Consider the following 22,067-nt stretch of genomic DNA (forward strand, 5'->3'; position numbering starts at 1 on the left):
TGTACTTAAGTACATCGCTCCGCCGACGACTCATCCGTTCGGCACCGCACAGCTGCCTACTTTTTGCCGATGCGGCGAGGAATTTTTGCCCCTAACGTTTCTTTCATGAGCTGTTCCAGGAATTTCATCGCCGCTCGATACGCGTCCCGCACCCGGAAGCGTTCGCATTCGTGATGCGCATCGCTTTTCTGTTGCACAACGCCTATGCCATCGGTGGCACGACCAGAACGACGTTCACCCTGGCCGCGTCCCTCGCCGAGCGGCACGACGTGCGCCTCGTCTCCGTCTTCCGGCACCGGGCGGCCCCGCTGCTCGAACCGCCGGCGGAGGTGCCCCTCACCACCCTGGTGGACCGCCGCGTTACCTCGGCGGTCACGGAGGACCCACGCGCCGGGCAGCCCGGCAGGTACTTCCCCGCGGGCGAGAGCCGCGTCGGCCAGTACCACCGCCTCGCCGAGCAGCGGATCATCGACTGGCTGGCCGAGACCGACGCGGACGTCGTGATCAGTACCCGTACCGGGCTCAACGTCCTGCTCGCCCGTTTCGGTCCTTCCCATGCCCTGCGCATCGGCCAGGAGCACCTCACGCACGACACCCACCCGCACCGTCTCCGCCGCCGGCTGCGCCGCTGGTATCCGCACCTCGACGCACTGGTGACGATGACCCGGGCGGACGCCCGGGCCCACCGCACCGGCCTGCACCTCCCGCACGACATGGTCGAGGCCATCCCCAACAGCGTGCCAGGCACTACCGTGCCCCCGGCCGACTGCACGGCCAAGGTCATCGTGGCAGCCGGGCGCCTGGCCCGGGTGAAGCGGTACGACATGCTCATAGAGGCCTTCGCCCGTATCAGCACACAGCGCCCCGACTGGACCCTGCGCATCTACGGCGGGGGCCCCGAGAAAGACCGGCTCGCGGCCGACATCGAACGCCTGGGCCCGGGCGGCCGCGTGCAGCTCATGGGGGCCAGGACGCCGCTGGATCCCGAGTGGGCGAAGGGGTCCATAGCCGCGGTCACTTCCGCGCACGAGTCCTTCGGAATGACGATCGTGGAGGCGATGCGCTGCGGTCTGCCCGTGGTCAGTACGGACTGCCCGCACGGCCCGCGCGAGATCATTCGCGACGGGATCGACGGCCTCCTGGTGCCGCGCGACGACGTCCGCGCGTACAGCGAAGCCCTCCTGCGCCTCATGGACGACCAGCAGCTGCGCACCCGGATGGGAACAGCCGCTCGCGAACGCGCCGCCCGGGCCTTCGCCCCTCACGACGCCGCACGCCGCTACGACGAGTTGCTCAACGCCTTGCGCAGCCGCCACACCGGCCTTCCGTCCGGCGTACCCTCATCGCCCCGCGGCAACCGGCTCCTGGGGGCGGCCGCGCTGTACCGCGCCACCGGCACCCTCCTCGCACGCGGAGCACTACGCCGCCTGCGCCGCGTCGTGCTCAGAGCGCGCATGCGGTAACAACCGCGCACTGCGTTCCGGAGCCGGCCCGCGACGTTCCGCGGGGATCACACCAAGGGCCGGCAGAGCTTCCGTCGCCTGCGGCAGTAGCGGAGCTGGAATATCGCCGGCACCTCCGGCCGCCGGGAGACCGACGGTCGGTTGGATGACGAATGGGTGGCCTCGTCGGTCCTGCTGCTGGACGACGGTACGGCTAGCCGCTTCTGGCTCGGCAATGGCCTGGTCGCTGGTGCCGCAGTGCGATGGGGGTACGTGTCCTCCTGGTACTGGGCCAGGCGATCATTTGATCCCTTGGGGCAGGCGCCGTGATGATCAACGGCGACGGCAGCGCCGATTGCGACGCGGTTAGCATGGCGGGATGAGCGACACCACTTCCGGCGACGACATCCCGAACCGGTCAGCGGCCTCAAGGCCCAGCAGGCCCATGTCGCTGCGTACGCTCAGGCGCGCGACCCGGTGGGAGACGTTCGCTCTGCTTGCTGTGTTGCTCGTCGTTGTCTTCGCATTCGCCTAAGGCTTGGCCCTGATCGTCATGGGCGCGATCACCCGAGCCGAGAAGATGCCGGTCAGGGCGATCGCGAGGAAGCTGGGATCTCCAGGAACACGGTGCGGCAGGCGGTGGCCAGTTACGCGCCGCCGAAGAACCAGCGGGCTCCGAAGGGCTCGATCGTGGACGCGGTCGAGCCGGCCGTCCGCGAGTTGCTCTCGCAGTGGCCGGACATGCCGGCGACCGTGATCGCCGAGCGGATCGGCTGGAACCGGAGCCTGACCGTGCTCAAGGACCGCGTCTGCGAGCTGCGGCCGGCGTATCTGCCGGTGGAACCGGCCTCGAGGACGGTCTATAAGCCGGGCGAACTCGCCCAGTGCGACCTGTGGTTCCCACCCGCGGAGATCCCGCTCGGCTTCGGCCAGACCGGCTCCCCGCCAGTGCTGGTGATGGTCTGCGGCTACTCGCACTGGATCACCGCCCGCATGCTCCCCTCACGCAATGCGGCCGATCTGATCGCGAGGCACTGGCGCCTGCTGACCGAGCTCGGAGCCGTCCCCAAGGCTCTGGTCTGGGACAACGAGGGCGCCGTCGGGTCCTGGCGGTCGGGCGGCCCGCAGTGGTTCGGGTCAGCCAGCCGAATGGGTTCGGGTCACCGTGAGTAGCAACGGTGTGCGGATGCCGAGTGAGGCGGCGGTGTCGGCGATGGTCTCGGCCAGCCAGCCGACCGCGTCGCACGACCACTCGGTGAGTTCTCCGCGCAGCACCATGCCGTGCAGGGGCGGGCCGTTCCAGAAACTGTCGTCGAACGGCGGGACGAGGACGGCGTCCTGGCCGGCGAGGTCATGCGAGCCGTAGGCGAAAACCGGTTGGTCCAAGTGGCGAAGGCAGTCTGCGATCCGTTCGGCGACGTCGGGGACCGAGGTGTCCCGGCCGCTGTTGATATTGACCTCAACCGGCGTCTTCGACCGTGGGTTGCGCCGGGCGAACCAGTCGGCCGTCAGCATCGTCGGGAGGGGCGCGTACGCGGGGCGGGCCGCGGCGTCGAGCCCCTGAACAGGCAGGAGGAGTTGTACGGCTGTTAGACGCAGTGTGCCGGTCTGCGCGGTCGCACTCTCGGCACACTGCAGGAAGGGCCGTACGGGCAGCGGCCGGTCATCGGCGACGGCACTGGCCTCGACCTGGAACCACGAGACCAGGCCGGCCCCGGAAACCTTGGAGGGATCGTTCCACCCGGCGTCGTTCATGGCCCACAAACCGGGGGCCCGCCGCAAACGGTCCTCGGAGCCGCCGCCGGCCGACCTGTCGTCGAGCCATCCCAGGGCGAGCGACCGCTGGAGGAAGAGCGAGTAGGCGTCATGCTCGACGCCAGGATCGCTCCAGGCGTGCGCAACGAGTTCACCGTGCAGGGCGGCGAACATGGTGCCTGCGGTCCGTCGGGCCGCAGGCACCATGCCGGGCTGATCTGTGGCGCTCTGCTCCGGCACGCCGAGTCCTCTCTGTTCGCTGTGCATCGCAGCCGCGCCGTTCTCCGTCTGCTCGTTCTGCTCGATCTGCTCGTTCTCAGAACACCTGGCAGGCGACCGCGGCCTGGCGGTACGGGCGCTCGCCCGTGTCGCCCTCATCGATCACATCGACGTCCACGTGGTTGCGCCACGATGCCTCGCTGGTGTTGGTGCAGTCGTGACGTGCTGCCGTGCGGTTGCTGCTCCCGCCTGTGCCGGGCTTGAGCGTTTCCTTTTCCGAACACGCTTTCCTGCGCCAGGTGTTGTCCGTGTACCACTCGTAGAGGCAGTTGTACACCTTGGCGCGGTCCTTGGTGCACGTTCCCTTGCCCCACCATCCGTGGCCGGACACCGCCACTCCGGTGGCGGACCGGTGCGGATTGTCTCTCCCGCTCACAGGTGTGCAGGCTGCCGCCAGTGACGTCTCGGAATCCACGTTCGTCGGGTTCCCGGTGGGGAGTACCTTTCCGTTTTCGTCAAGGTACACCGCGGTGTCGTCGATGCCCTGCGGCGCGACTCCCGGTACGGCGTCCCCTTGGTGGATGCGCTCCGACGCGCCCACAACCGGTACGGACGCGGCCATCGCGGGCGTCGACGCGCCTCCGATCGCCAGAGTCATGAAGACGGCTGTGACAGCACGACGTAATTTCATGCTCAACAAGGCATTCCCCCATCATGCGAGCGGATCCGGCCTAGGTCGCCACATGATTACCTGCCTTTCAGGGGCGGGACCACCTGACATCCGGCCAAGCCGCACGGGTGTCGCGGGGCCACTCGAACGGCGTACCGGGGCGGTCTCTCCCTTTAGCTGGCGGAGCTCTCGTCGAGGAGTGGGGCGAGGCCGTCGAGGAGGCGCTGGAGGCCGAACTCGAAGAGGGCGTCGAGGTCGAGGTCGTACCCGGCCGTCGCGAGGCGCGAGAGTGCGGGGAACCGGCCCGTGGCCAGAATCGTGAGGAGTGCGGGCTCCTGGGTGTCCATCCACTCCTCGCTGTCGAGGCCGCTGTACGCCTCGGCTTCCCGTTCCGTTTCCAGGTTGACGGCGATTCCACGGGCGTAGTTGAGCAGCGTGAGGTGCGCGGTAAAGGCGGACTGCAGGTCAAGTCCGTGCCCGTGCAGGGTGGCGAGAATCCACTCGCTGTACGGCAGCGCCGATGTGATCATCTGGGGTCGGGTCACCGACAGGGCCGGAGCGAGCCACGGGTGGCGGCGGAAGAGACCCCAGAGCTGCCGGGCCGCCAGCTCGATCGCCTCCCGCCAGCCCGCCGGCGGGTCGGCAGGCAACGGATGCTCCCCGATGACCGCGTCCATCATCCGCGTGAGCAGGTCGTCCTTGTCGGCCACGTGCCGGTACAGCGACATGGTCGCCACCCCGAGGTCGGCGGCCACCCGGCGCATCGAGACCGCGGCCAGCCCCTCCGTGTCGGCGACAGTGACGGCGGCACCGACGATCCGTCCGAGCGTGAGCGCCGCCTGGGCCGCGGACGCGCCGGACGGCCCGCCCGGGGGCGCGACGGCAGCGGGGCGGGCGGTCCGCACCGGGCGGCTCGGGACCGCCACGACCGTTCCGACGCCCGGAACGGCGCGGACCACACCCTCGCGGCGCAGTTCGGTGAGCACTTTGGTCGCGGTCGCCATGGCGACGCCCCACTGCTTGGTGATCTCGCGGGTCGAGGGCACGCGATCGCCCGGCGCTAGTTCGCCCGTCTCGATCCGCTGCCGCAGTTCGGCGACGATCTGGCTGTAGCGAGATCGAGATACGGCCTGTCCGTCCACCGATACTCCTCCGCACTAGTGCGCCTGAATGGGCTTGATACTAGCTGCCGATGCCGGCCGATCTCCGCGTACGAGCTCGTTCCCCGCCGCTCCGCACTAGTGCGCCACCGCCCAAGTCATGGTGCTGGCAAGCAAGTTCATGCTTGCATGCCCCGCGGTGTACGCCGTACTTTGGCATCATGAAGACCAACGAGATACTCATCTGCGGCGCCGGCATCGCAGGACCCGCACTGGCGTACTGGCTACGCAAGGGAGGCTTCGCGGTCACGATCGTGGAGCGTGCGCCGGAACCCCGGCCGGGCGGGCAGGCCGTGGATCTGCGCGGCGCCGGCCGAACCGTGATCGAGCGGATGAGCCTGATGGATCGGGCCAGGGCGGAGAGCGTGGAACAGCACGGCCTCGCGCTCGTGGACGCATCCGGCCGGATCACCGCCCGGGTGCCCGCCGACAGCTTCGGGGGCGAGGGGATCGTCTCCGAGATCGAGATCCTCCGCGGCGACCTCGCCCGTCTGCTGTACGAGGCCACCCTGCCGGACACGGAGTACCTCTTCGACGACACCATCACCAAGATCGATCAGGACGAGGACGGTGTCACCGTCACCTTCGAGAAAGCGGCGCCGCGCCGGTTCGCGCTCGTCATCGGCGCGGACGGGCCGCACTCAACGGTGCGCGCGCTGGCCTTCGGCCCGGAGCGGGACTTCGTCCACCCGATCGATGTCTACACGGCCTGGTTCACCGCCTTCGACGACCTGGACCTCGGCGGCTGGTTCCAGATGCACAACGCGCCCGGCGGCCTGGTCGTCTCCGCCCGGCCCGGCCGCCTCCCCGGCGAGATCAAGGCCGGCTTCAGCTTCCGCTCACCACCGCTCGCCTACGACCGCCGTGACTCCGCCGCCCAGCAGAAGCTGATAGACCGGCGCTTCGCCCACGTGGGCTGGGAGACCCCTCGCCTGCTGCAGGCGATGCACTCAGCCCCGGACTTCTTCTTCGACTCCATGGGCCAGGTCCGCCTCGACAACTGGTCGCGCGGCCGCGTGGCGCTGCTGGGCGACGCCGGATACTGCGCGACCCCGCTGACCGGCCTGGGGACCAGCCTGGCTCTGGTCGGCGCATACGTACTGGCCGGTGAAATCGCCGCTGCTGAGGGCAACCATCACATCGCCTTCCGCCGCTACGACGAGGTGATGCGCCCGTACGTGAAGCAGGCCCAGCAACTCCCGCCGGGCGGCGCCTCGGGATTCGCGCCATCTGGCCGGCTCGGCATTCGCCTACGGGACCTCTCCATGCGGCAGATGACCCGCTGGCCGATGCGGAACCTGCTCGCCGCGCAGTTCGCCAAGGCCGGAGACATTGCACTGCCGGAATACGGTCTCGCGTCATACGGTGAGCGGCCTCAGCCCCAGCCCCGGCCGCGGGTCAGTGGACGTATGGGCTAGGGGACCGCCGTCACGGAGCGCTCAAGACGTCATCTCATTCGGCGAGGATCCGTCACACGGCCGTCACACGCTCCGGGGCGGGGCGGGTCGCGAGGTACATGAGCAACCGGTTGGGATGCCTGCGTCGGAATGCGATGACCGACGGCACCACGTACACGGCCACGATGACGACGCCGATGGCAATTGCCTCGAACGGTCCTATGTCGCTGAACATCGGCTCAGCCTATCCCGGTGCTCCTGCTGTACGGCCTGGCTTCTCTCGCCTCCGGCCCGTTCCCCCGTAACTGCGTGCGGCTCTTGGAAAACGCGGACCGCCGGCTTCGCCGAAGGCCGGCCGCGCAGACAGGTGGCCATGGACCAGGCCCTGTGTTCGGACCGGCCCCTGCGTTTGGTGTCAGGCGAACAGTGCGGCGGCTGCCGCCAGCAGATCGTCGTTGCTTCCGGTGATGTCACGCTTCGTCAGCCGGTGCAGTTCGTCCGCCTGCACGCCGAGGTCCTCGAAGGCACGTCGACGTTGCCACGTGCCCGCGTGGCGCGCCGCAGGGCCACCCGGAATCCTGCGCCGCGCGGCAGGTCGCCGAGCAACTCGGGCAGCCATCCGCGGAGCAGTTCGTGTGTCCATACGTTGGCGCCGCCGGCACCGGTGTCCAGGGCGGTCCCGAGGACGGGCCCGAGACCGTTGTCCTGGAAACCGGCGGCGAAGATGTCGGCGGCCGAGTAGGACAGGGCGTCGGTGATCAGGACCTTCGGGCCGGCGTAGCGCGGCAGGCCGGCGGTGATCGCCCCGGGGTCGGTGAGGGGGAAGGCCTGCGAGTACAGCTCGCCCGTTTCCACGGCGGCGCGGATGTGTTGTAGGTGAGGTGGTTGTGCAGGTCGATCAGGCCGGGGAGGATCAGCGCGCCCGTGTCGATCCGCGGTGCGGCCGAGAACCCGGCGGGCGGATCCTGCCCGGCCGGCCGCACCGCCGCAAGGCGGCCGTCGTCCCCGACGTGCACGGCACCGGGGTCCAGGATCCGGTGGTCGCTGTCGAACGTGACCACCGTGCCCTGCAGGACGAGCGCCATCAGCTCGGCGCCTTCCAGATCAGCGTGTGCTGGTCGTCCGGCGACGGGCGGCCGACGGAGTTCTGCGCCCCGCTCGGCCCGGCACGTACCCAGGCGTCGTCGCCCAGGAACGCAGGGGCGCCGAAGGGCAGGTCGCAGCGGGGGATCGCGCTGTAGTCGGACTCCTGGAAGTCGGTTCCGTAGTTGGGGCCGGTGTTGTCGCCGTCGTCGTCCGGTGTCACGACCGCGCGCAGTTGTACGACGGCGTCGCGCCAGGCGTTCAGCAACTCCGCCGTGTCATGACTGGACGGGTGGGGCACTTCGCAGAGCGTGACCTGGGGCCGTGCGCTCCACAGCCGTACCGCTTCCTGGGCCATGAAACCCATTGCCACGACGGCCTGCAGCGCCGTGTCCGTCGCCCCGTCGAAGACGGCGTTGCGCCACTGCATCTGCTCCGGTTCGTCGAGCCGGTCCTTCATCGCGAAGGCCTGACTGGGGTGGACCGCATACGTCCAGGAGTTGAGACAGACGTAGGAGCGGGTCAGCCCGAGGTCTTGACGGGCGGCTCGGGCACCTCGGCCAGGAGATCGGCGAACTGCTCCGTGGGTCCGCGATCGAACTCCGGCATCGGTCAGCACCTCTTCCCCGGGCGGGTGGCGAGCGGTGTCAGCCTTACGAGCCCGGGGGACTGCTGCACGCCCGGGACACGCGTCCTCGCCCCTCCGGCAGCCAACGTCATATCCAACCGGCGACGTCTCGTAGCCTGGCCTCGGAAACGAACCAGAATGCTGTTTGTCGTTCCTGGCACCTATTGCCAAAGGGAACATGCTGATTCGGGCTCCGCAACCGGTGGGAGCGGCCACAGGACTTGCTTGAACGTACGAGCGAAACGGCAGCGTCAAGCCTGGCGTGATTCGTCACGTAATACGGGCACCCGCCACGGCATCGGCCCGCCGCTTGACTCGTTTTACGGCCGGAGCGCACGCTGAGGATAAGAGGTACTAGGTGCGCATCGGATGTGGATGTAAGCGTACGCACCACGTATGCATGTGCCTATGGGTACACACCCATTCGTTCCTCCGTTTATTCGTCCACTTGTCGCGAGCGCGCCGTCCCCGGCCAGGTCGGCATGGCCGAGCTCCGAGCCCGACGGCGCCCGAGAGGGGCCCGTCATGTCCAGCGAGTACACCATCCTGCGTGTCCGCGTCACGGCCAAGGACGCCGACACCTTGCGCGCGTTGTTGCGCGACGCCCGCCCCGACGTCGGCGGCCAGATCCACCAGAACGAGGACGGCAGCCTCACCTTCGACGCCTACGTGTCCCCCGAGCATGGCGAAACCCTGGCTCGCGAGGGCGTGTCGGCCGAGGTCGTCGAGGACGCCACCGCCACCGGGCGTGCCCGCCAGGCCGAGGTGGGCGAAGGAGACCGGTTCGCCTCCGAGGACGCGGTTCCGCAGGGACTCGCCCTCAAGGTGCGGGACAGCTAGGAGGGACGCCATGCCGTACCTGAACATCACCGAGGTCGAATCCGGCGTGACCAGCCTGGCCGCCGCGTTCCCGACGGCGGACCTCATCGAGCTGCCCGAGCGGACCTTCGAGGGCCGGACCTGCCACGCCCTGCGGATCGGCACCCACCGCCCGGAGCCGAAGCCCGCCGTCGTCCTGATCGGCGGCGCACACGCCCGCGAGTGGGGCAGCTGCGAGATCCTGGTCAACTTCGCCGCCGACCTGTTGCACGCACACGCCGGCGGTACCGGTCTGGCGTACGGCGGTACGAGCTTCACCTCCGCCCAGGTCCGAAGGATCATGGAGGAGCTCGACGTCGTCGTCTTCCCGCTCGTCAACCCGGACGGCCGGCACTACAGCCAGACCGTCGACCCCATGTGGCGGCGGAACCGCAATCCGGCCCAGTCCGGCGGCAATCCGGCCGCGGTCGGCGTCGACCTCAACCGCAACTACGACCACCTCTTCGACTACCGGACCGCCTTCCACCCCTCCGCCCCGGTCCAGGTCTCGGACGACCCGGCCAACCCCGACCAGGTCTACCAGGGCCCCGAGCCCTTCTCGGAGCCGGAGGCCCGCAACGTGCGCCGGCTGCTGGACCACTTCGACCGCACCCGTTGGTTCGTCGACGTCCACAGCTACACCCAGAAGATGCTCTACGTGTGGGGTGACGACCAGAACCAGTCCGTCGACCCGGCCAAGAACTTCCGCAACCCCCTCTTCGACGGCAAGCGCGGCCTGAAGGACGGCCAGCTGTACGCCGAGTTCATAGAGGAGGGAGACGCCGACGACTCCGCCGTGCTCGCCGAGCAGTTCTGCGAGGCCCTGAAGGGCGTACGCGGCAAGGAGTACACCCCCGAGCAGGGCTTCGACCTGTACCCGACCTGCGGAACCAGCGACGACTACACCTACGCGCGCCACATCCTCTCGGGCCAGGAGGACGAGAAGATCCTCGCCTTCACGATCGAGTGGGGGATGGACTTCCACCCACCGTGGGCGGAGATGAAGAAGATCGTCCTCGACGTCGACGCCGGCCTCGTGCGGTTCTGTCTGACCGCTCTCGCCTAGGGGTTGCCGTCAAAGTGTCACGGCAGCATCCATAGCCAGGACCGGTGACGCTTAGGTCCCTGTCTGGGGAAGCCGGGCATGAGCCCGAGGCGCTGGCAGGGCGGGGGCGTTCGAGAGCGTCCGCAGTCGGGAGGTACATGTCCACGGTGAGGGAGACGACGTCGGCGCGGGCGTAGTGCCCACGGTGAGCGGTATACGCCCGGGCGACATGGCGGGCATCTCCCGGCTCGTGCACCAGCCGACCGTCTGCGACGTCGGAGAACGACAGAGGTCCGTCAAAGGCCTCGTTGAATGTCTCGTCAGGGCGAAGTCCCCCCGTCTCCGGGACTCCTCGGCGGCGGTCCGCTGGACGTGGCTCGTGATCGCCGCCCGTATCCAGCTCCGCCTTGCCCGTCCACTGACCTTCGGCGCCCCTGGGAGAAGCCGACTCCACCGGACAAGCTCACCCCGGCGCGAGTCCGGCGAGGTTCAGAACCTCCGTGCGAAAGGGCCGTCGCCAGCGCGTGCACCGAAACCGTTGCGGCCCGGCCCTGGACGTCCATCCGGCTCGAAGAACCGACGGCCCGCCACCCGCCATGACGTGGGACGCGTCCTCGCCACCGGCCAAGCGCGGAGGGGGCAGGTGGCCGAAATCTTGCCCGCCTCGTGGGCCCAGCGGTCCCGAAGACCGTCAGCCCTTTGGTGCGAGACCCAGTGAAACGACGAGTTGGGTCAGTTCCTCGTGGAAGAGCTTCTCCGGGTTCGCGGTCTGGTTGTGCAGATGGCCGTAGATCTCCAGTGATACCAGGCCGTGGAGGTGACCCCAGATGCGCAGTGCCAGGGCCACGCCGGCCGGGGGAAGGTGGGGGAAGGCGGGGCGGACCTTGTCGAGGAGGCCGGCGTCGAAGTCGGACCACTGGAAGTTGCTGTCCGCGTAGAGACGTTCGGCATGCGGCCAGGCTGCGGCCGCGAGGCCGGTCAGGGCCGTGCAGACCCGTTGCGCGGCATCCGGGGCGGCGCCGCCCTCGGGAGCGATGTAACCGGGCACCGGGTCACCGTAGATGAGGCGGAAGCCTTCGGGGTTGACCAGCGCCCAGTTACGAAAGGCATGTGCCCATGCCCGGATCCGGTCGGCCGGATCCTTGGCGGGGGTGGCGTCCCAGGCGGCGTCGACCGAGTCGGCGAGCGAGGTGTACACGTCGTTGATGAGCGTGGTGACCAGGTCGTCGCGGGTGGCGAAGTAGCCGTAGATGGCGTTGGGGGTCATGCCCATCTCGCGAGCGATGGCACGCAGCGTGATCGCTCCGGGGCCTCCCGAGGCCATCAACTCCAGTGCCACGCTCTTGATTTCGGCAGTCGTCTCGGCCCGCAGCCGCTCACGCCGTCCCTTGGTCCCGGTGCTCGCCATGTGATCAGTTTACAGCGTCACGACATTGATTGCCGTATCGAAACTTCACGGCGTATAGTTTCCGCACGCCGTCCAATCGTGCGGCGATGGCCAGTACGTCCGGGCATGAACAAGGGGAGAGCCATGCACATCGGAGTGATCGGGGCCACCGGCACCATCGGCAGCAGGGTCGTCACGGAGGCGCTCGGCCGCGGGCATCGCGTCACGGCGCTGAGCCGCGATGCCTCGCAGATCGAAGAGAGCCGAGCGAACGTCACCTGGGCGAGCGTGGACGTCCTCGACCCTGCGAGCATCGCCGCGATCCTGCCCGGCCTGGACGTGCTGATCAGTGGGTTCCAGCCGGGCAACGCAGCCAGGGACCTTGCGGACACCGTGCGTCGGTCCATAGCCGACCCCACGGTCCATTCCATTGCAGCCCGGGCGCTGCTCAAGGCGCTGGAGAGCCACCCCAGGACCCGGCTCATCGTGATCGGCGGGGCCGGCAGTCTGGAGACAGCGCCCGGAGTGGTTCTCGCTGACGATGTTGACCGGATGCACGAGACCCTCGATCAGCTGGGGTTGCCCCGCGAGTACGCGGCTGCGGCGCGCGGCGCCCGGGACGGCCTGAACGTCCTGCGCACGTCGAACCGACTTTGGACCTACTTCAGCCCCGCCGAGGAGATCGCCCCCGGCGAGCGCACCGGTCGTTTCCGGGTCGGCGGCGATCAGGCGGTCAGGGACGCTGACGGCCGCAGCCGTATCTCCGCGGAGGACGCCGCCGTTGCCTTGGTTGACGAGGTGGAACTGCCCCGCTTCGTCCAACGCCGCTTCACTATCGGCTACTGAAACACCGCCGCAGTGGCCTCCAGGATCCCATTGGGGATCTTGGATGGCCGGCGTGTACTGCGGGGCGGTGGGCAAACGGGCGAACTGCCAGGTCGCGGTGAGTGTGCATGCCGCCACCGACGCCGCATCCTGTCCGCTGCACTGGCAGTTGTTCCTGTCGGAGGAATGGACCGGTGATCCTGCACGCTGCCGAGCGGCCGGTGTCCCCGACGGCACCGGCCACCGGGAGGAGCGGCGGCCGGCCGTGGACCTGCTCGATGAGCTGGCCGCCTGGGAATCGGCTGAGCCGTTCTGGCCTGTCTATGGCGGGCTGGCGCCTCCGACACTGCTGCGATACCGCACGCCGCATCAGCCGGTGTCCCGTCTGGCCGCAGGCATGGAGGGGTCTGGTTTCACCGAGGTGACCTGGCGTGAGGGCAGCAAGGGGCCGATGACCTCGCGCTTCGGTGTGCTGGGGTGAGGCCGGCGGGTAAGCAGACCACGAAGGCGGCCCAGGAGGCGGGCGGCAGCCGGCGCCGCCTTCGGCAAGGAACGCCCTACGCCGAGGCGGGGCGGTCGTCCAGGAAGCGAAGCAGCACATCGGCCTCCGCGCGGAGCTGCGCGACCCGGTCTGCGTGAGCGGGCGCGGTCAACTGTGCGGCGGCGTCCAGCCGTTCGTTGACCTCGGCCCGCACGATGTCTGCCACGGCCGTCTCGCTCAGCTCACGCCGCGCCGCCTCGGTGGCACCGGCACCCACCGGTGAATGCTCCAGCGCCTGGCTGCCCAACGCGGCTTCGTCCACCGGTACCGCTCCCGCGTTGTCCAGTGCGGCGAGGGTGGCACGTATGGCGCTCACCGCGGTCTTGTCGCGGGCGCGCATCGCTTCCGGGAGGGTTTGACGCATTCGAACATATAGAGACATGACCGGACCCTATGTCGGCGTTCGCAGTCCCACAACGAGATATCTCCGGGGAGGCCCGGCGCAAATGCCTTTGCTCTCGGTCGCTGGAGCCCCATGGCCGAGTGCCTGCGGTGATCTGTGATGATGAGGCAGCTACGTACCTTCGCCCGCGAGGTGATTTTTTGAGGCAGGTGGCACTGCGTCCCTACGCATTGTTGCCTCGGCAGTACGACGACCGGAAGGTCCTGGTCACCACGGTGGATGCGTGGGGCAGAACCCTCTGGCTGCTCTGCCCGGATGCGGAATCCGTACCGAACCCGTACGGAAGGCCGTGGCCCCGCCCCCGGGGCTATCCGTACGACGCGCTTCTCGTGATCAGTAACGCGGGAGACGTACGGGAACGAGTCCTGCGGGACGTGACGCTGCTGCCGCAGAAGCTGGACGCATTGCCCAACGGCCGGCTGGTCCTGCAGGGCTACGGGGCCGTGGGGGAGCGGAACGCGCAGATATACGGCCGTGACGGGCGGCGGCGACGCACGTTCGCCATGGGGCGGGCGATCGAGTTCATGGTGTCGGACCGGCGGAACAACCTGTGGAGCGCCTACTCCGACGAAGGGGTCTACGTCGACCCCATCAGCGCCGCGGGACTGGTCCGCTGGGACAGCGGAGGCAACCAGCTGTGGGGCTATGCGCCCGCGCAAGGGGTTGAATACATCGACACCGTTTATGCCTTCAACGTCCTTGACGCTGTTGCCTGGGCCGTTTACTATCCCACGTTCCCTCTCATCGAAGTGCACGCCAACGGTCACGTCCGATTGCGGAAGAACCCCGTCCGCAGTCCCTTGGGCATGGCAGTCCGCGGCGATCAGATCCTCATGCTCGGCGGCGGTCCCCGTGATCGGAGGGACTGGCTGCACCGCTGTCACATCACCGCCGACGAAGTGGTCGTCGTCGAGGAGGCGGAACTCACCATGCCCAACGGTGCTCCGCTCAAGCAGTACGCACGCCCTGTCGGGCGGGGAGAGTGCCTCTATCTGCGGGGTACGTCTCCCAGGCAGTGGTATGTGCTGAATTTCTCGGTCTAGTCCGGAAGCGGTTGGTCGCGGGGGCCGGCGTTGGAGCGCCTCGGGTTCGGGGGATCGTGCGGTCGCCCAGGGACCGGCGCTGGCCCGACGGATTGCTGCGGTGCAGGGGCTGCTGGATGCCGCGGTCCGCCCTGTCGGGCTCTCCGGCAACCCACCTCCGCAGGCGCTTCCTCAGCGTGCCCGGCGCGACACCAGGCGCCTGCCGTCGTGCGTTCCGTGCCGGGCCGGGTGCGTGACGTCGATGCTGTGTCGCGTGAGCGCCCACAACACGAGCCCGAGGAAGCTGAACCCGGCTCCCAGGGCGCAGACGGCGCCCCAGCCGGCCATGGCGTAGAGGGAGGTCGCGGCGATGGCGCCGGTGGCGCTGCCGATCGAGTAGAAGACCATGTATCCGCCGATCAGGCGGCTGCCCGCCTCCGGATGCAGCGCGTAGATCAGGGTCTGGTTGGTGACGTGGACCGCCTGGACGGCGAGGTCGAGGAGGAGCACTCCCGCGAGCAGGGCCCAGAGCGAGGTGCGGGTGAAGGCCAGTGGCAGCCAGGAGGCGGTCAGGAGGGCCAGGGCGATGCCGGTGGTCCGCCGGGAGAGTCCGCGGTCGTTGAGCCGGCCTGCCACGGTCGCGGCCAGGGCGCCGGCGACTCCGACCAGCCCCAGCGCGCCGATCGCGCTGTGGGACAGGAAGTACGGGGCCTCGCTGAGCGGCAGCGCGACGCTGCTCCACAGGGTGCTGAAGGCGGCGAAGACCAGCAGGCAGAACAGGGCCCGGAGCCGCAGCAGCGGTTCGCGCGCGAACAAGGTGAGGGTGGAGCGCAAGAGCTGTCCGTAGTGCAGGGTTGCCGGCCGAGGCTCGGCGGGGCGGGGCAGGATCCGGTAGAGGACCAGCGCGAGCACAGCGGTCAGTGTTGCGGAGGCGAGGTAGACGGAGCGCCAGCCCGCGAGGTCGGCGATGAGGCCGGACGCGGTGCGGGCGAGCAGGATGCCGGTGACCACGCCGCTGGTGACCAGGCCGACGATCCGTCCGCGCTCGGTGGGAGGGGCCAATGACGCCGCGAAGGCCACCAGCGTCTGGGTGACGACTGCGAGGAGTCCCGTAGCGGCCATGCCCGCGAGCAGGACCGCTGCCGTGCGGGCGATAGCCACCACGGCCAGGGCCGCCACCAGGAGCAGCAGTTGGGTCACGATGAGCCGTCCGCGGTTGGCCATGTCGCCCAGCGGTACGAGGAAGAACAGCCCCAGCCCGTATCCGACGTGCGTGAGGGTGACCACGCTGCCGACCAGTGCCGGGCTCATGGCCAGGTCGTGGCCGATGGTCACCAGGAGCGGCTGGGAGAAGTAGACGTTGGCCACCGCGGCCCCGCAGGCGACGGCGAACAGCAGGACGACGCCACGGGACAGGACGGACGCGGCACCTTCTTCCCCTTCTTTCTCTTCTGCCGCGCTTCGGGACTCGGTCTGTCGTGTCACGGCCTCACGGTTGCTGCCGGGCATGGCGCTCCCCACCCATTCTGGTTTCAACTTGCTACCAGTGGCGACGGTAGCTTCCTTGGTAGCATGTTGCAACCATCGTGAGAGTGAGGGATGAGGGACGTCATGGTGAGCAGGACGCGCTTCGACGACAGCGAATGTCCCGTCGCACGGTCGGTGGACGCGATCGGCGACTGGTGGTCCCTGCTGATCGTGCGGGACGCCTTCGACGGAAGCCGGCGCTTCGGGGAGTTCCAGCGCAGCCTCGGCGTGGCGAAGAACATCCTCACCGCGCGCCTGCGCACCCTGGTGGCCGGCGGTGTCCTCGAATCCGTTCCCGCCTCGGACGGCAGCGCCTACCGCGAGTACGTACTGACGTCGAAAGGCAAGGCGCTCTTTCCCGTCATCGTGGCCCTGAGGCAGTGGGGCGAGGAGAACTTCTTCGCCCCCGGCGAACCGCACTCACAGTTGGTCGACCGCCGCCAAGGACACCCCTTGCGCCCCTTGCAAGTGCTGTCCGCGGACGGGCGACCGCTCGACCCCGATGACACCACTGTCCACAAAGTCACCGTCCCGTAACTCCGGTCGGGGGCCACCACCCTCCACCCCTCCGTGTAGGAGCCGTGTACGGGCACGGAAGCGCCCGGCGAGACACCCGACCCCCCGCCCCCGAAGTCTCCGAGGCCCCGAGGCGTCACCCGTCACCCCAGCACGATCTCCTCGCCCACCGACTGCTCGCGGGCGGCGGCGACGACCAGTGCCGCGGCCACGGCGTCCTGCACCGCCACGCCCACCGATTTGTACAGCGTGATCTGGTCCGGCGACGTGCGCCCCGGCTTGCTGCCCGAGACGAGCTCGCCGAGTTCGGCATGCACGTGTTCGGCCGTGATGACGCCGTCGCGGATCGGCGCCAGCAAGTCGTTGCTGCCGGCGGGGAAGGGGGCGAGCGCGGCCTGCCGCGTTTCGACGCACACCAGTGCCTCGGCGACGGTGGCGTCGTCGACCTCGCGGCCGTCCGGGTTGTAGCCCACCGACGTCACGTGCACGCCGGGGGCGAGCCACGGGCGGCGGACCACGGGTTCGAGGGCGTGCGTGGTCGCGGCGGCGATGTCCGCGCCGTCGAGAGCCTCCGCGTAGGTGGGCACCGGCCGGACGTCGGCGTCCAGGACGGAGGACAACTCCTCGGCCAAGGCGGCTGCTTTCGCCGCGTCCCGGCCGGCCACCCGGATCTGCCGGATCGGGCGGACCCGGCAGATGGCGTGGGCGTGGGCGCGGGCCTGCACGCCCGTCCCGAGCAGTGCCAGCACCGCCGAGTCCGCGCGCGCCAGCAGGCGCGCCGAGAGCGCGGAGCAGGCGGCGGTCCGAGCCGCGGTGATGGCAGTACCGTCCAGGAAGGCCACCGGCTCGCCGGTGTCCGGGTCGAAAACGACGATGACGGCCTGATGGGTGGGCAGGGCCGTCCCGGCGTTCTGCGGGAAGAGGGAGACCAGCTTGCTCGCGAGCGCACCCGTCGACGGCACGTAGCCCGGCATGGCCGCCAGGAGCCCCTGCCGCTCGGGCACCATGGCGGCGACGCGGTCGGGCGCCGAGGCGCTGCCCTCGGAAAGGTCCGCCATCGCCGGGCCCAGGGAGTCGATCAGGGTATCCATGTCGAGCAGGGCCTCGACGTGCGAGCGTCCGAGAATCAGCATGCGTCGCGTCCTCCTGTCTGCGGGCGGTCTTCCGGCCGGGGAACAGGCCATCCGTACCACACTTGCGCATCCGTGCGGCCGGCAGAGGTGATCGACGCGGACCACGGCGCACACACACCCGCTTCCGGCTCTGCCGACGCCCCAAGACCTGCCGGCCGGCCTAGTTCTGCGCGGTGGGGCGGACGACGATGTCACCCACGTCGACGTTGTCCGGTTGCTCGATGGCGAACGCGATGGCGCGCGCGACGGCCTCGGGCGGGATCGCGATCCGGCCCAAGGACTCGTCGATCCGGGCCTTCATCTCCGGGGCCATGGAGTCCGTGAAGTCGGTGCGGGTGGCGCCCGGCGAGACGACCGTCACGCGTACGCTGTCGCCGGCCTCCTGGCGCAGGCCCTCGGACAGGGTGCGCACGGCGTTCTTGGTGGCGGCGTACACCGACTGGAGCGGGACGATGCGCAGTCCGGCGGTGGAGACGGTGTTGACGAAGTGTCCGAAGCCCTGTTCACGGAAGACCGGCAGAGCGGCGGCGATCCCGTACAGGACGCCCTTGAGGTTGACGTCGACCATCCTTTCCCAGTCCTCGACACGGAGGTCGTCGAGAGGGGAGATGAGGCCGATGCCGGCATTGCTGACGAGGGTGTCGAGCTTCCCGAACCGGCCGCGCGCCAGCTCGACGAGCCCGGTCAGGTCCTCGCGCACAGTGACGTCGGTGCGTGTCCACGCGGCTTCGCCACCGGTCCCTTCGATGCGGGCGACCAAGGCTTCGAGCCGCTCCGGCCGGCGCGCTCCGAGAACGACTTTGGCACCTCGTTCGGCGAGCAGGAGGGCGGTCGCCGCACCGATGCCACTGCTGGTACCCGTGATCGCTACGACTTTGCCCTCGATACCCGGGGTTCCCGCCCTTCCTCCCCTTCCCGCAGTTCCCGTCCTTTCTGCCGTTCCTGCTGTCTCTGCGGTCTTCTCGGTTCCCGGCATGATCGGCAGTCCTTCCAGGGGAACGGGGGCAGGCAGAGCCGTGCCCTACAGTGAAAGCGGAGGCGCCACCACTTGGGTTCAGGCTAAGTGGGCGCGCCTCCGTTTATCAACCTTGAAAGGGGACGGCGACCGCAGATGGTCCGAGACGAAGAGCGCCCGTTGAGGGCCGATGCCCGGCGCAACAGGGACAAGATCCTCGCCGCTGCGGTGCGCGTGTTCGCCGAGGAAGGGCTGAACGCCCACCTCGAGCGGATCGCCAGGGAGGCGGGTGTGGGGACCGCGACGCTGTACCGCAACTTCCCCACCCGGGAGGCGCTGGTCGAGGCCGCCCACCGCAATGAAGTGGCCCAGCTGTGCGACGTCGTGACCGAACTCCTGGCGGCGAAGCCGCCGTACGAGGCCCTGCGTGCGTGGACGCGGCTCTTCATGGACTACGCCACGGCCAAGCTCGGCATGGCCGACGCCCTGCGCGCCCTCGCCGCATCGGGGGGCGACCCGTACGCCCGCAGCCATGACATGATCCGGGACGCCATCGCAACGCTGATGGACGCATGCGCCGCTGCGGGCGCGATCCGGGCCGACATCAGCCCGGCGGACATGTTCGCCGCCCTCGCCGGCATCGCCCTCACCTCGGCCAAGCCCGAACAGCGCGCGCAGGCGGAACGCCTTCTCGATCTCACCCTGGACGGGCTGAAATCCGCTCCGGCATGACGTCCGGGCGGTCCGCGACGAGCGTTCGGCGTGACGTGGGAGCCGCGGTGTGGGCGCGGCCGGGCGGGCGGGCGGACAGGCGGGCGGGCGAACGGGCAGGCGGGAATGCTTGACGCTCCATCACACCGTGGATCTACGGTGTGCTCATGTCTGCTGCCCACCGCATCCCCTCCCTCCTGTACTACGCGGGCTCGTACAGCCTGCTGAAGGAAGTAGCCGTACGCCTGCGCGTGATCGCACCCGGCGAGTCCGTCCCCGAGAGGCTGCTGGACAAGAACCGCACCGTTCGCTGGTACGCGAAGGAAGCGGCCGAGGACGAGGAGAAGGCGGGCCGGCAAGGCAACTGGGTCGATGACCTGTTGTGGGACCCGCAGCAGGCGTACGCGCGCAAGGCCACGGGCTTCACTCCCGGTTCCATGGCCGGGTTCTTCACGCGCTCCGACTGGCCGCCCTTCATGACGTCCTGGCGCGACGGCGAAACCGACTGGCCCTTCGCCGGCGCCCCCTTCCCCCGCGACTTCATCCTGACCGACGATCCGTTGCTGCGGCTGCGCGCCCTGCTGCCCGACTGGCCGGAGCCCGGCTACACGCGCGAGCGCATCCACCTCGACGCGGGCGAGCAACTGGCCGCCGGGCTCCTGCTCGCACGCAGCGACCGGTACGACCTGCTGGGACAGGTCGTGGAGGCAGGCGACCGGGCGCTCCTCGACGAAGTGCGCCCGGTCTTCGAGGCCTCCCTGCGCGAGAGGAGCATACGGGCCCTGCGTGAGGCCCTCGCCCATGACCGGCGGCGCCGCGACCACGTCTTCAGCACGTACGCCGCGGAGCCCGACCCGGACCCCGGCCAACAGTGGATCACGGTCGACTGGGAGGCCGTCCGGCGTGCCGTGGATGCCGGCGAAAAGGACCTGCGCGACCAGTCTCCCAAGCTCGCGGCCCACCCCGAATGCCCCCTGGACGTGCGCGTCCTGCTGGCCACCAAGTGGCCCGACCGCAACTTGTGGTCCCGGCTCCTCTCGGACCGCCCCACGGGGCTGCACCTCCTGCGCACGCTGCCGATGCAGTCGGACCGCTCCCTGGCCATGCCCCTCTCGTACGTGAGCGAGGGCGGCGTCGGCGTCAGCGACATCCTCGACACGGCGCGCCCCGCCGATCTCGTGCTGCGGGACGCGGCCGGGCTGCCCGGCATCGTGCGGCGGGATCCGAGGCAGTGCGTGATCACGCGTCAGGACGAAGAGGGGTCGATGCGGCTGCTCCGGGGCATCACGAAGCTGGCCGATCACCATCTGGGTGACGATCCCGGTGCCTGGACCATCGGCTGCCGCCTCGTCGAGGGCCGCCGCTTCACCGGCCCGGTCAGCGAACTGCTGCAGCGGGCAGGAGCGAGAAGGCCCCGGTGAACACCGCGGCGCTGATGGGCAGTGCACGCCGGGGCAGTGCCCGTGCCCGTGCCGGTGCTGGTGCGTGGTGCCGGCCGCGGCCTAGCCCTGGGTGCCGTTCTGGTCGACGGGGTACAGGCCGAGCTTGCCCTCGGGGTCGGCCGGGTTCGTGCCCTTGACGTCGCCGACGTAGAGGCTGACGCGTGCCTTGTAGCGGTCGAGGGCGGCACGGTCGCCCATGAACGTGCCGAGGCCGAGCGGGTTCATGTTGTCGTAGTCGAAGATCCCCTTGCGGCCGGCCGGGGCGGCCACGTCGGTGCGGGCGCTCCAGCCGTAGGAGCGCTCCTGGTACTGCTTCGACAGGATCCAGCTCATGTACAGCTTGGCGGCGGCCTTGTGCGGGGCGTCCTTGAGGATGGCGCCGGTCTGCGGCCAGGCGACCCACGGCGACTTCTGCGGGATGCTCGTCGTCGACAGGCCGCTGGAGCTGCCCGAGCTGCCGAAGTTCGCCACGTAGCCGTCCTTGCCGACCTGGGCGGAGGCGTCGGCGGTGCCGCGGACGAACTTGGGGTTCTGGGCGCGCAACTTCTTCAGGTAGTCGAAGCCGTACTTGTCGGTTAGCTGCTTGAAGTAGTAGAGGACGGCGTCGTCGTCGTTCGGGTACGTGAAGACGAGCTTGTCCTTGAACTCGGGCTTCAGGAAGTCCTGGGCCTCGACGGGAGCGTTGCCGCCGAGCGTGGTGGCGGTCACGTTGGCGAAGCCGATGAAGAACAGGCCGGTGTAGTAGCCGTCCTTGTCCTTGATCTTGTCGTAGACCTTGTTCCAGCCGACGGGCTTGTACTGCTCCAGCGCGCCCTCCTTCTTCCAGCGAGGGAAGTCGTCGAGGGTCTGCAGGTGGACGACGTCGGCGACGACCTTGTGCTCGGCGATCTGGTTGTCGAGGCGTGCGTCGTGGTTCTTGCTGAAGTCGACGACGGTGTCGACCTTCATCTTGGGGAACTGCTTGAGGAAGGCGTTCTTGAGGTAGTCGGCCTGGCCCGGCTTGTCGCCGCCGGCGTAGACGACCAGTCGTCCGCCTTCGGCCAGGGCGTCCTTGTACAGCTTCTGCAGCTGCTGGTCCTCGCCGGCGCCCTGCGTCGCGCGGGCGGGGGAGGGCGCGGCGGCGGCGACGCCGGCTCCGCTCGCGGCGACGACGCCGAGGGCGACGGCTGCGGCCCAGGCCTTGCGGATGGACTTCACGACGACTCCTTCATGGGGATGCATGGGAGACGCATGCATGGACGCATGCATAGGGGACGGGAACATCTTGAAAGTTCAAGAAGATCGAGGCTCACTCTAGAACGGAACTGTTTGAATGTTCAATAATGGTCTTGCGATGCAACGATCCGTC

At 69.1% G+C, this 22,067-nt stretch carries 22 protein-coding genes and 2 pseudogenes; 12 read left to right on the forward strand and 12 right to left on the reverse strand.

The window, feature by feature from the left end; all coding sequences use genetic code 11:
* Positions 1 to 173: 173 nt before the first annotated feature.
* Positions 174 to 1,463, forward strand: a complete 1,290-nt coding sequence (locus ACFZCD_RS04165; protein ID WP_391827620.1) for a glycosyltransferase family 4 protein — start codon at positions 174 to 176, stop codon at positions 1,461 to 1,463.
* Between the two features lie 532 nt (positions 1,464 to 1,995).
* Positions 1,996 to 2,561 (forward strand): annotated as a pseudogene (locus tag ACFZCD_RS04170) (IS21 family transposase); the annotation flags it as partial.
* 18 nt (positions 2,562 to 2,579) lie between these two features.
* On the opposite strand, the gene ACFZCD_RS04175 reads toward ACFZCD_RS04170, so the two are convergent.
* The 3 genes from ACFZCD_RS04175 to ACFZCD_RS04185 form a co-directional block, all read right to left on the reverse strand.
* Positions 2,580 to 3,437: a hypothetical protein gene (locus tag ACFZCD_RS04175; protein WP_391827622.1), complete on the reverse strand. Its 858-nt coding sequence runs from the start codon at positions 3,435 to 3,437 to the stop codon at positions 2,580 to 2,582.
* A 76-nt stretch (positions 3,438 to 3,513) separates the two neighbouring features.
* Positions 3,514 to 4,107 (reverse strand): hypothetical protein, encoded by a 594-nt coding sequence (locus ACFZCD_RS04180; RefSeq protein WP_391827624.1) that lies wholly within the window; start codon positions 4,105 to 4,107, stop codon positions 3,514 to 3,516.
* Positions 4,108 to 4,259: 152 nt separating this feature from the next.
* A complete protein-coding gene (locus tag ACFZCD_RS04185) occupies positions 4,260 to 5,228 on the reverse strand; it encodes a TetR/AcrR family transcriptional regulator C-terminal domain-containing protein (RefSeq protein WP_391827626.1) in 969 nt (322 codons plus the stop codon).
* Positions 5,229 to 5,407: 179 nt separating this feature from the next.
* Between ACFZCD_RS04185 and ACFZCD_RS04190 the strand changes: the two genes are divergently transcribed.
* A complete protein-coding gene (locus tag ACFZCD_RS04190; protein WP_391827628.1) occupies positions 5,408 to 6,664 on the forward strand; it encodes an FAD-dependent monooxygenase in 1,257 nt (418 codons plus the stop codon).
* Positions 6,665 to 6,716: 52 nt separating this feature from the next.
* Here ACFZCD_RS04190 and ACFZCD_RS04195 read toward each other — a convergent pair whose 3' ends face one another.
* The 3 genes from ACFZCD_RS04195 to ACFZCD_RS04205 form a co-directional block, all read right to left on the reverse strand.
* Positions 6,717 to 6,878, reverse strand: a complete 162-nt coding sequence (locus ACFZCD_RS04195; RefSeq protein ID WP_391827630.1) for a hypothetical protein — start codon at positions 6,876 to 6,878, stop codon at positions 6,717 to 6,719.
* 245 nt (positions 6,879 to 7,123) lie between these two features.
* Entirely contained in the window at positions 7,124 to 7,498 is a 375-nt protein-coding gene (locus tag ACFZCD_RS04200) for a S41 family peptidase (RefSeq protein WP_391827632.1), read from the reverse strand.
* A gap of 229 nt (positions 7,499 to 7,727) precedes the next feature.
* On the reverse strand, positions 7,728 to 8,186 hold the full coding sequence (locus ACFZCD_RS04205) for a hypothetical protein (RefSeq protein ID WP_391827634.1): 459 nt from the start codon (positions 8,184 to 8,186) through the stop codon (positions 7,728 to 7,730).
* A gap of 693 nt (positions 8,187 to 8,879) precedes the next feature.
* On the opposite strand from ACFZCD_RS04205, the gene ACFZCD_RS04210 reads away from it, so the two are divergent.
* From ACFZCD_RS04210 to ACFZCD_RS04220, 3 genes and pseudogenes are all read left to right on the forward strand, one after another.
* Positions 8,880 to 9,194: a hypothetical protein gene (locus ACFZCD_RS04210; protein ID WP_391827636.1), complete on the forward strand. Its 315-nt coding sequence runs from the start codon at positions 8,880 to 8,882 to the stop codon at positions 9,192 to 9,194.
* 10 nt (positions 9,195 to 9,204) lie between these two features.
* Positions 9,205 to 10,278 (forward strand): M14 family metallopeptidase, encoded by a 1,074-nt coding sequence (locus tag ACFZCD_RS04215; RefSeq protein WP_391827638.1) that lies wholly within the window; start codon positions 9,205 to 9,207, stop codon positions 10,276 to 10,278.
* Positions 10,279 to 10,591: 313 nt separating this feature from the next.
* Positions 10,592 to 10,975, forward strand: a pseudogene (locus ACFZCD_RS04220) (hypothetical protein); the annotation flags it as partial.
* Here the strand turns inward: ACFZCD_RS04220 and ACFZCD_RS04225 are convergent.
* Positions 10,949 to 11,665, reverse strand: coding sequence for a TetR/AcrR family transcriptional regulator (locus tag ACFZCD_RS04225; protein WP_391827640.1), 717 nt, complete (start codon positions 11,663 to 11,665; stop codon positions 10,949 to 10,951). The pseudogene ACFZCD_RS04220 and the gene ACFZCD_RS04225 sit on opposite strands and share 27 nt — an antisense overlap.
* Positions 11,666 to 11,788: 123 nt before the next feature.
* On the opposite strand from ACFZCD_RS04225, the gene ACFZCD_RS04230 reads away from it, so the two are divergent.
* The gene (locus tag ACFZCD_RS04230; protein WP_391827642.1) at positions 11,789 to 12,490 is read left to right on the forward strand and encodes an NAD(P)-dependent oxidoreductase; all 702 of its coding nucleotides are present in this window, start codon (positions 11,789 to 11,791) and stop codon (positions 12,488 to 12,490) included.
* A 43-nt stretch (positions 12,491 to 12,533) separates the two neighbouring features.
* Entirely contained in the window at positions 12,534 to 12,950 is a 417-nt protein-coding gene (locus ACFZCD_RS04235; RefSeq protein ID WP_391827644.1) for a transposase, read from the forward strand.
* Positions 12,951 to 13,026: 76 nt separating this feature from the next.
* Here the strand turns inward: ACFZCD_RS04235 and ACFZCD_RS04240 are convergent, their stop codons facing one another.
* The gene (locus ACFZCD_RS04240; RefSeq protein WP_391827959.1) at positions 13,027 to 13,350 is read right to left on the reverse strand and encodes a hypothetical protein; all 324 of its coding nucleotides are present in this window, start codon (positions 13,348 to 13,350) and stop codon (positions 13,027 to 13,029) included.
* 212 nt (positions 13,351 to 13,562) lie between these two features.
* Between ACFZCD_RS04240 and ACFZCD_RS04245 the strand changes: the two genes are divergently transcribed.
* A complete protein-coding gene (locus ACFZCD_RS04245) occupies positions 13,563 to 14,456 on the forward strand; it encodes a hypothetical protein (protein WP_391827646.1) in 894 nt (297 codons plus the stop codon).
* Positions 14,457 to 14,627: 171 nt separating this feature from the next.
* On the opposite strand, the gene ACFZCD_RS04250 is transcribed toward ACFZCD_RS04245, so the two are convergent.
* On the reverse strand, positions 14,628 to 15,944 hold the full coding sequence (locus ACFZCD_RS04250; protein ID WP_391827648.1) for an MFS transporter: 1,317 nt from the start codon (positions 15,942 to 15,944) through the stop codon (positions 14,628 to 14,630).
* A gap of 102 nt (positions 15,945 to 16,046) precedes the next feature.
* Between ACFZCD_RS04250 and ACFZCD_RS04255 the strand changes: the two genes are divergently transcribed.
* Positions 16,047 to 16,499: a winged helix-turn-helix transcriptional regulator gene (locus ACFZCD_RS04255; RefSeq protein WP_391827650.1), complete on the forward strand. Its 453-nt coding sequence runs from the start codon at positions 16,047 to 16,049 to the stop codon at positions 16,497 to 16,499.
* Between the two features lie 122 nt (positions 16,500 to 16,621).
* Here the strand turns inward: ACFZCD_RS04255 and ACFZCD_RS04260 are convergent, their stop codons facing one another.
* Entirely contained in the window at positions 16,622 to 17,611 is a 990-nt protein-coding gene (locus ACFZCD_RS04260; protein WP_391827652.1) for an ornithine cyclodeaminase family protein, read from the reverse strand.
* A 160-nt stretch (positions 17,612 to 17,771) separates the two neighbouring features.
* Positions 17,772 to 18,587, reverse strand: coding sequence for an SDR family oxidoreductase (locus tag ACFZCD_RS04265; protein ID WP_391827654.1), 816 nt, complete (start codon positions 18,585 to 18,587; stop codon positions 17,772 to 17,774).
* 135 nt (positions 18,588 to 18,722) lie between these two features.
* Here ACFZCD_RS04265 and ACFZCD_RS04270 point away from each other — a divergent pair, with 135 nt between their 5' ends.
* Positions 18,723 to 19,298: a TetR/AcrR family transcriptional regulator gene (locus ACFZCD_RS04270; protein WP_391827656.1), complete on the forward strand. Its 576-nt coding sequence runs from the start codon at positions 18,723 to 18,725 to the stop codon at positions 19,296 to 19,298.
* A gap of 146 nt (positions 19,299 to 19,444) precedes the next feature.
* Entirely contained in the window at positions 19,445 to 20,698 is a 1,254-nt protein-coding gene (locus tag ACFZCD_RS04275) for a hypothetical protein (RefSeq protein WP_391827658.1), read from the forward strand.
* An 81-nt stretch (positions 20,699 to 20,779) separates the two neighbouring features.
* Here ACFZCD_RS04275 and ACFZCD_RS04280 read toward each other — a convergent pair whose 3' ends face one another.
* Entirely contained in the window at positions 20,780 to 21,916 is a 1,137-nt protein-coding gene (locus ACFZCD_RS04280; protein ID WP_391827660.1) for an ABC transporter substrate-binding protein, read from the reverse strand.
* Positions 21,917 to 22,067: the final 151 nt, after the last annotated feature.

The sequence above is a fragment of the Streptomyces sp. NPDC008001 genome, from assembly GCF_042958085.1.
GTDB lineage: Bacteria > Actinomycetota > Actinomycetes > Streptomycetales > Streptomycetaceae > Streptomyces.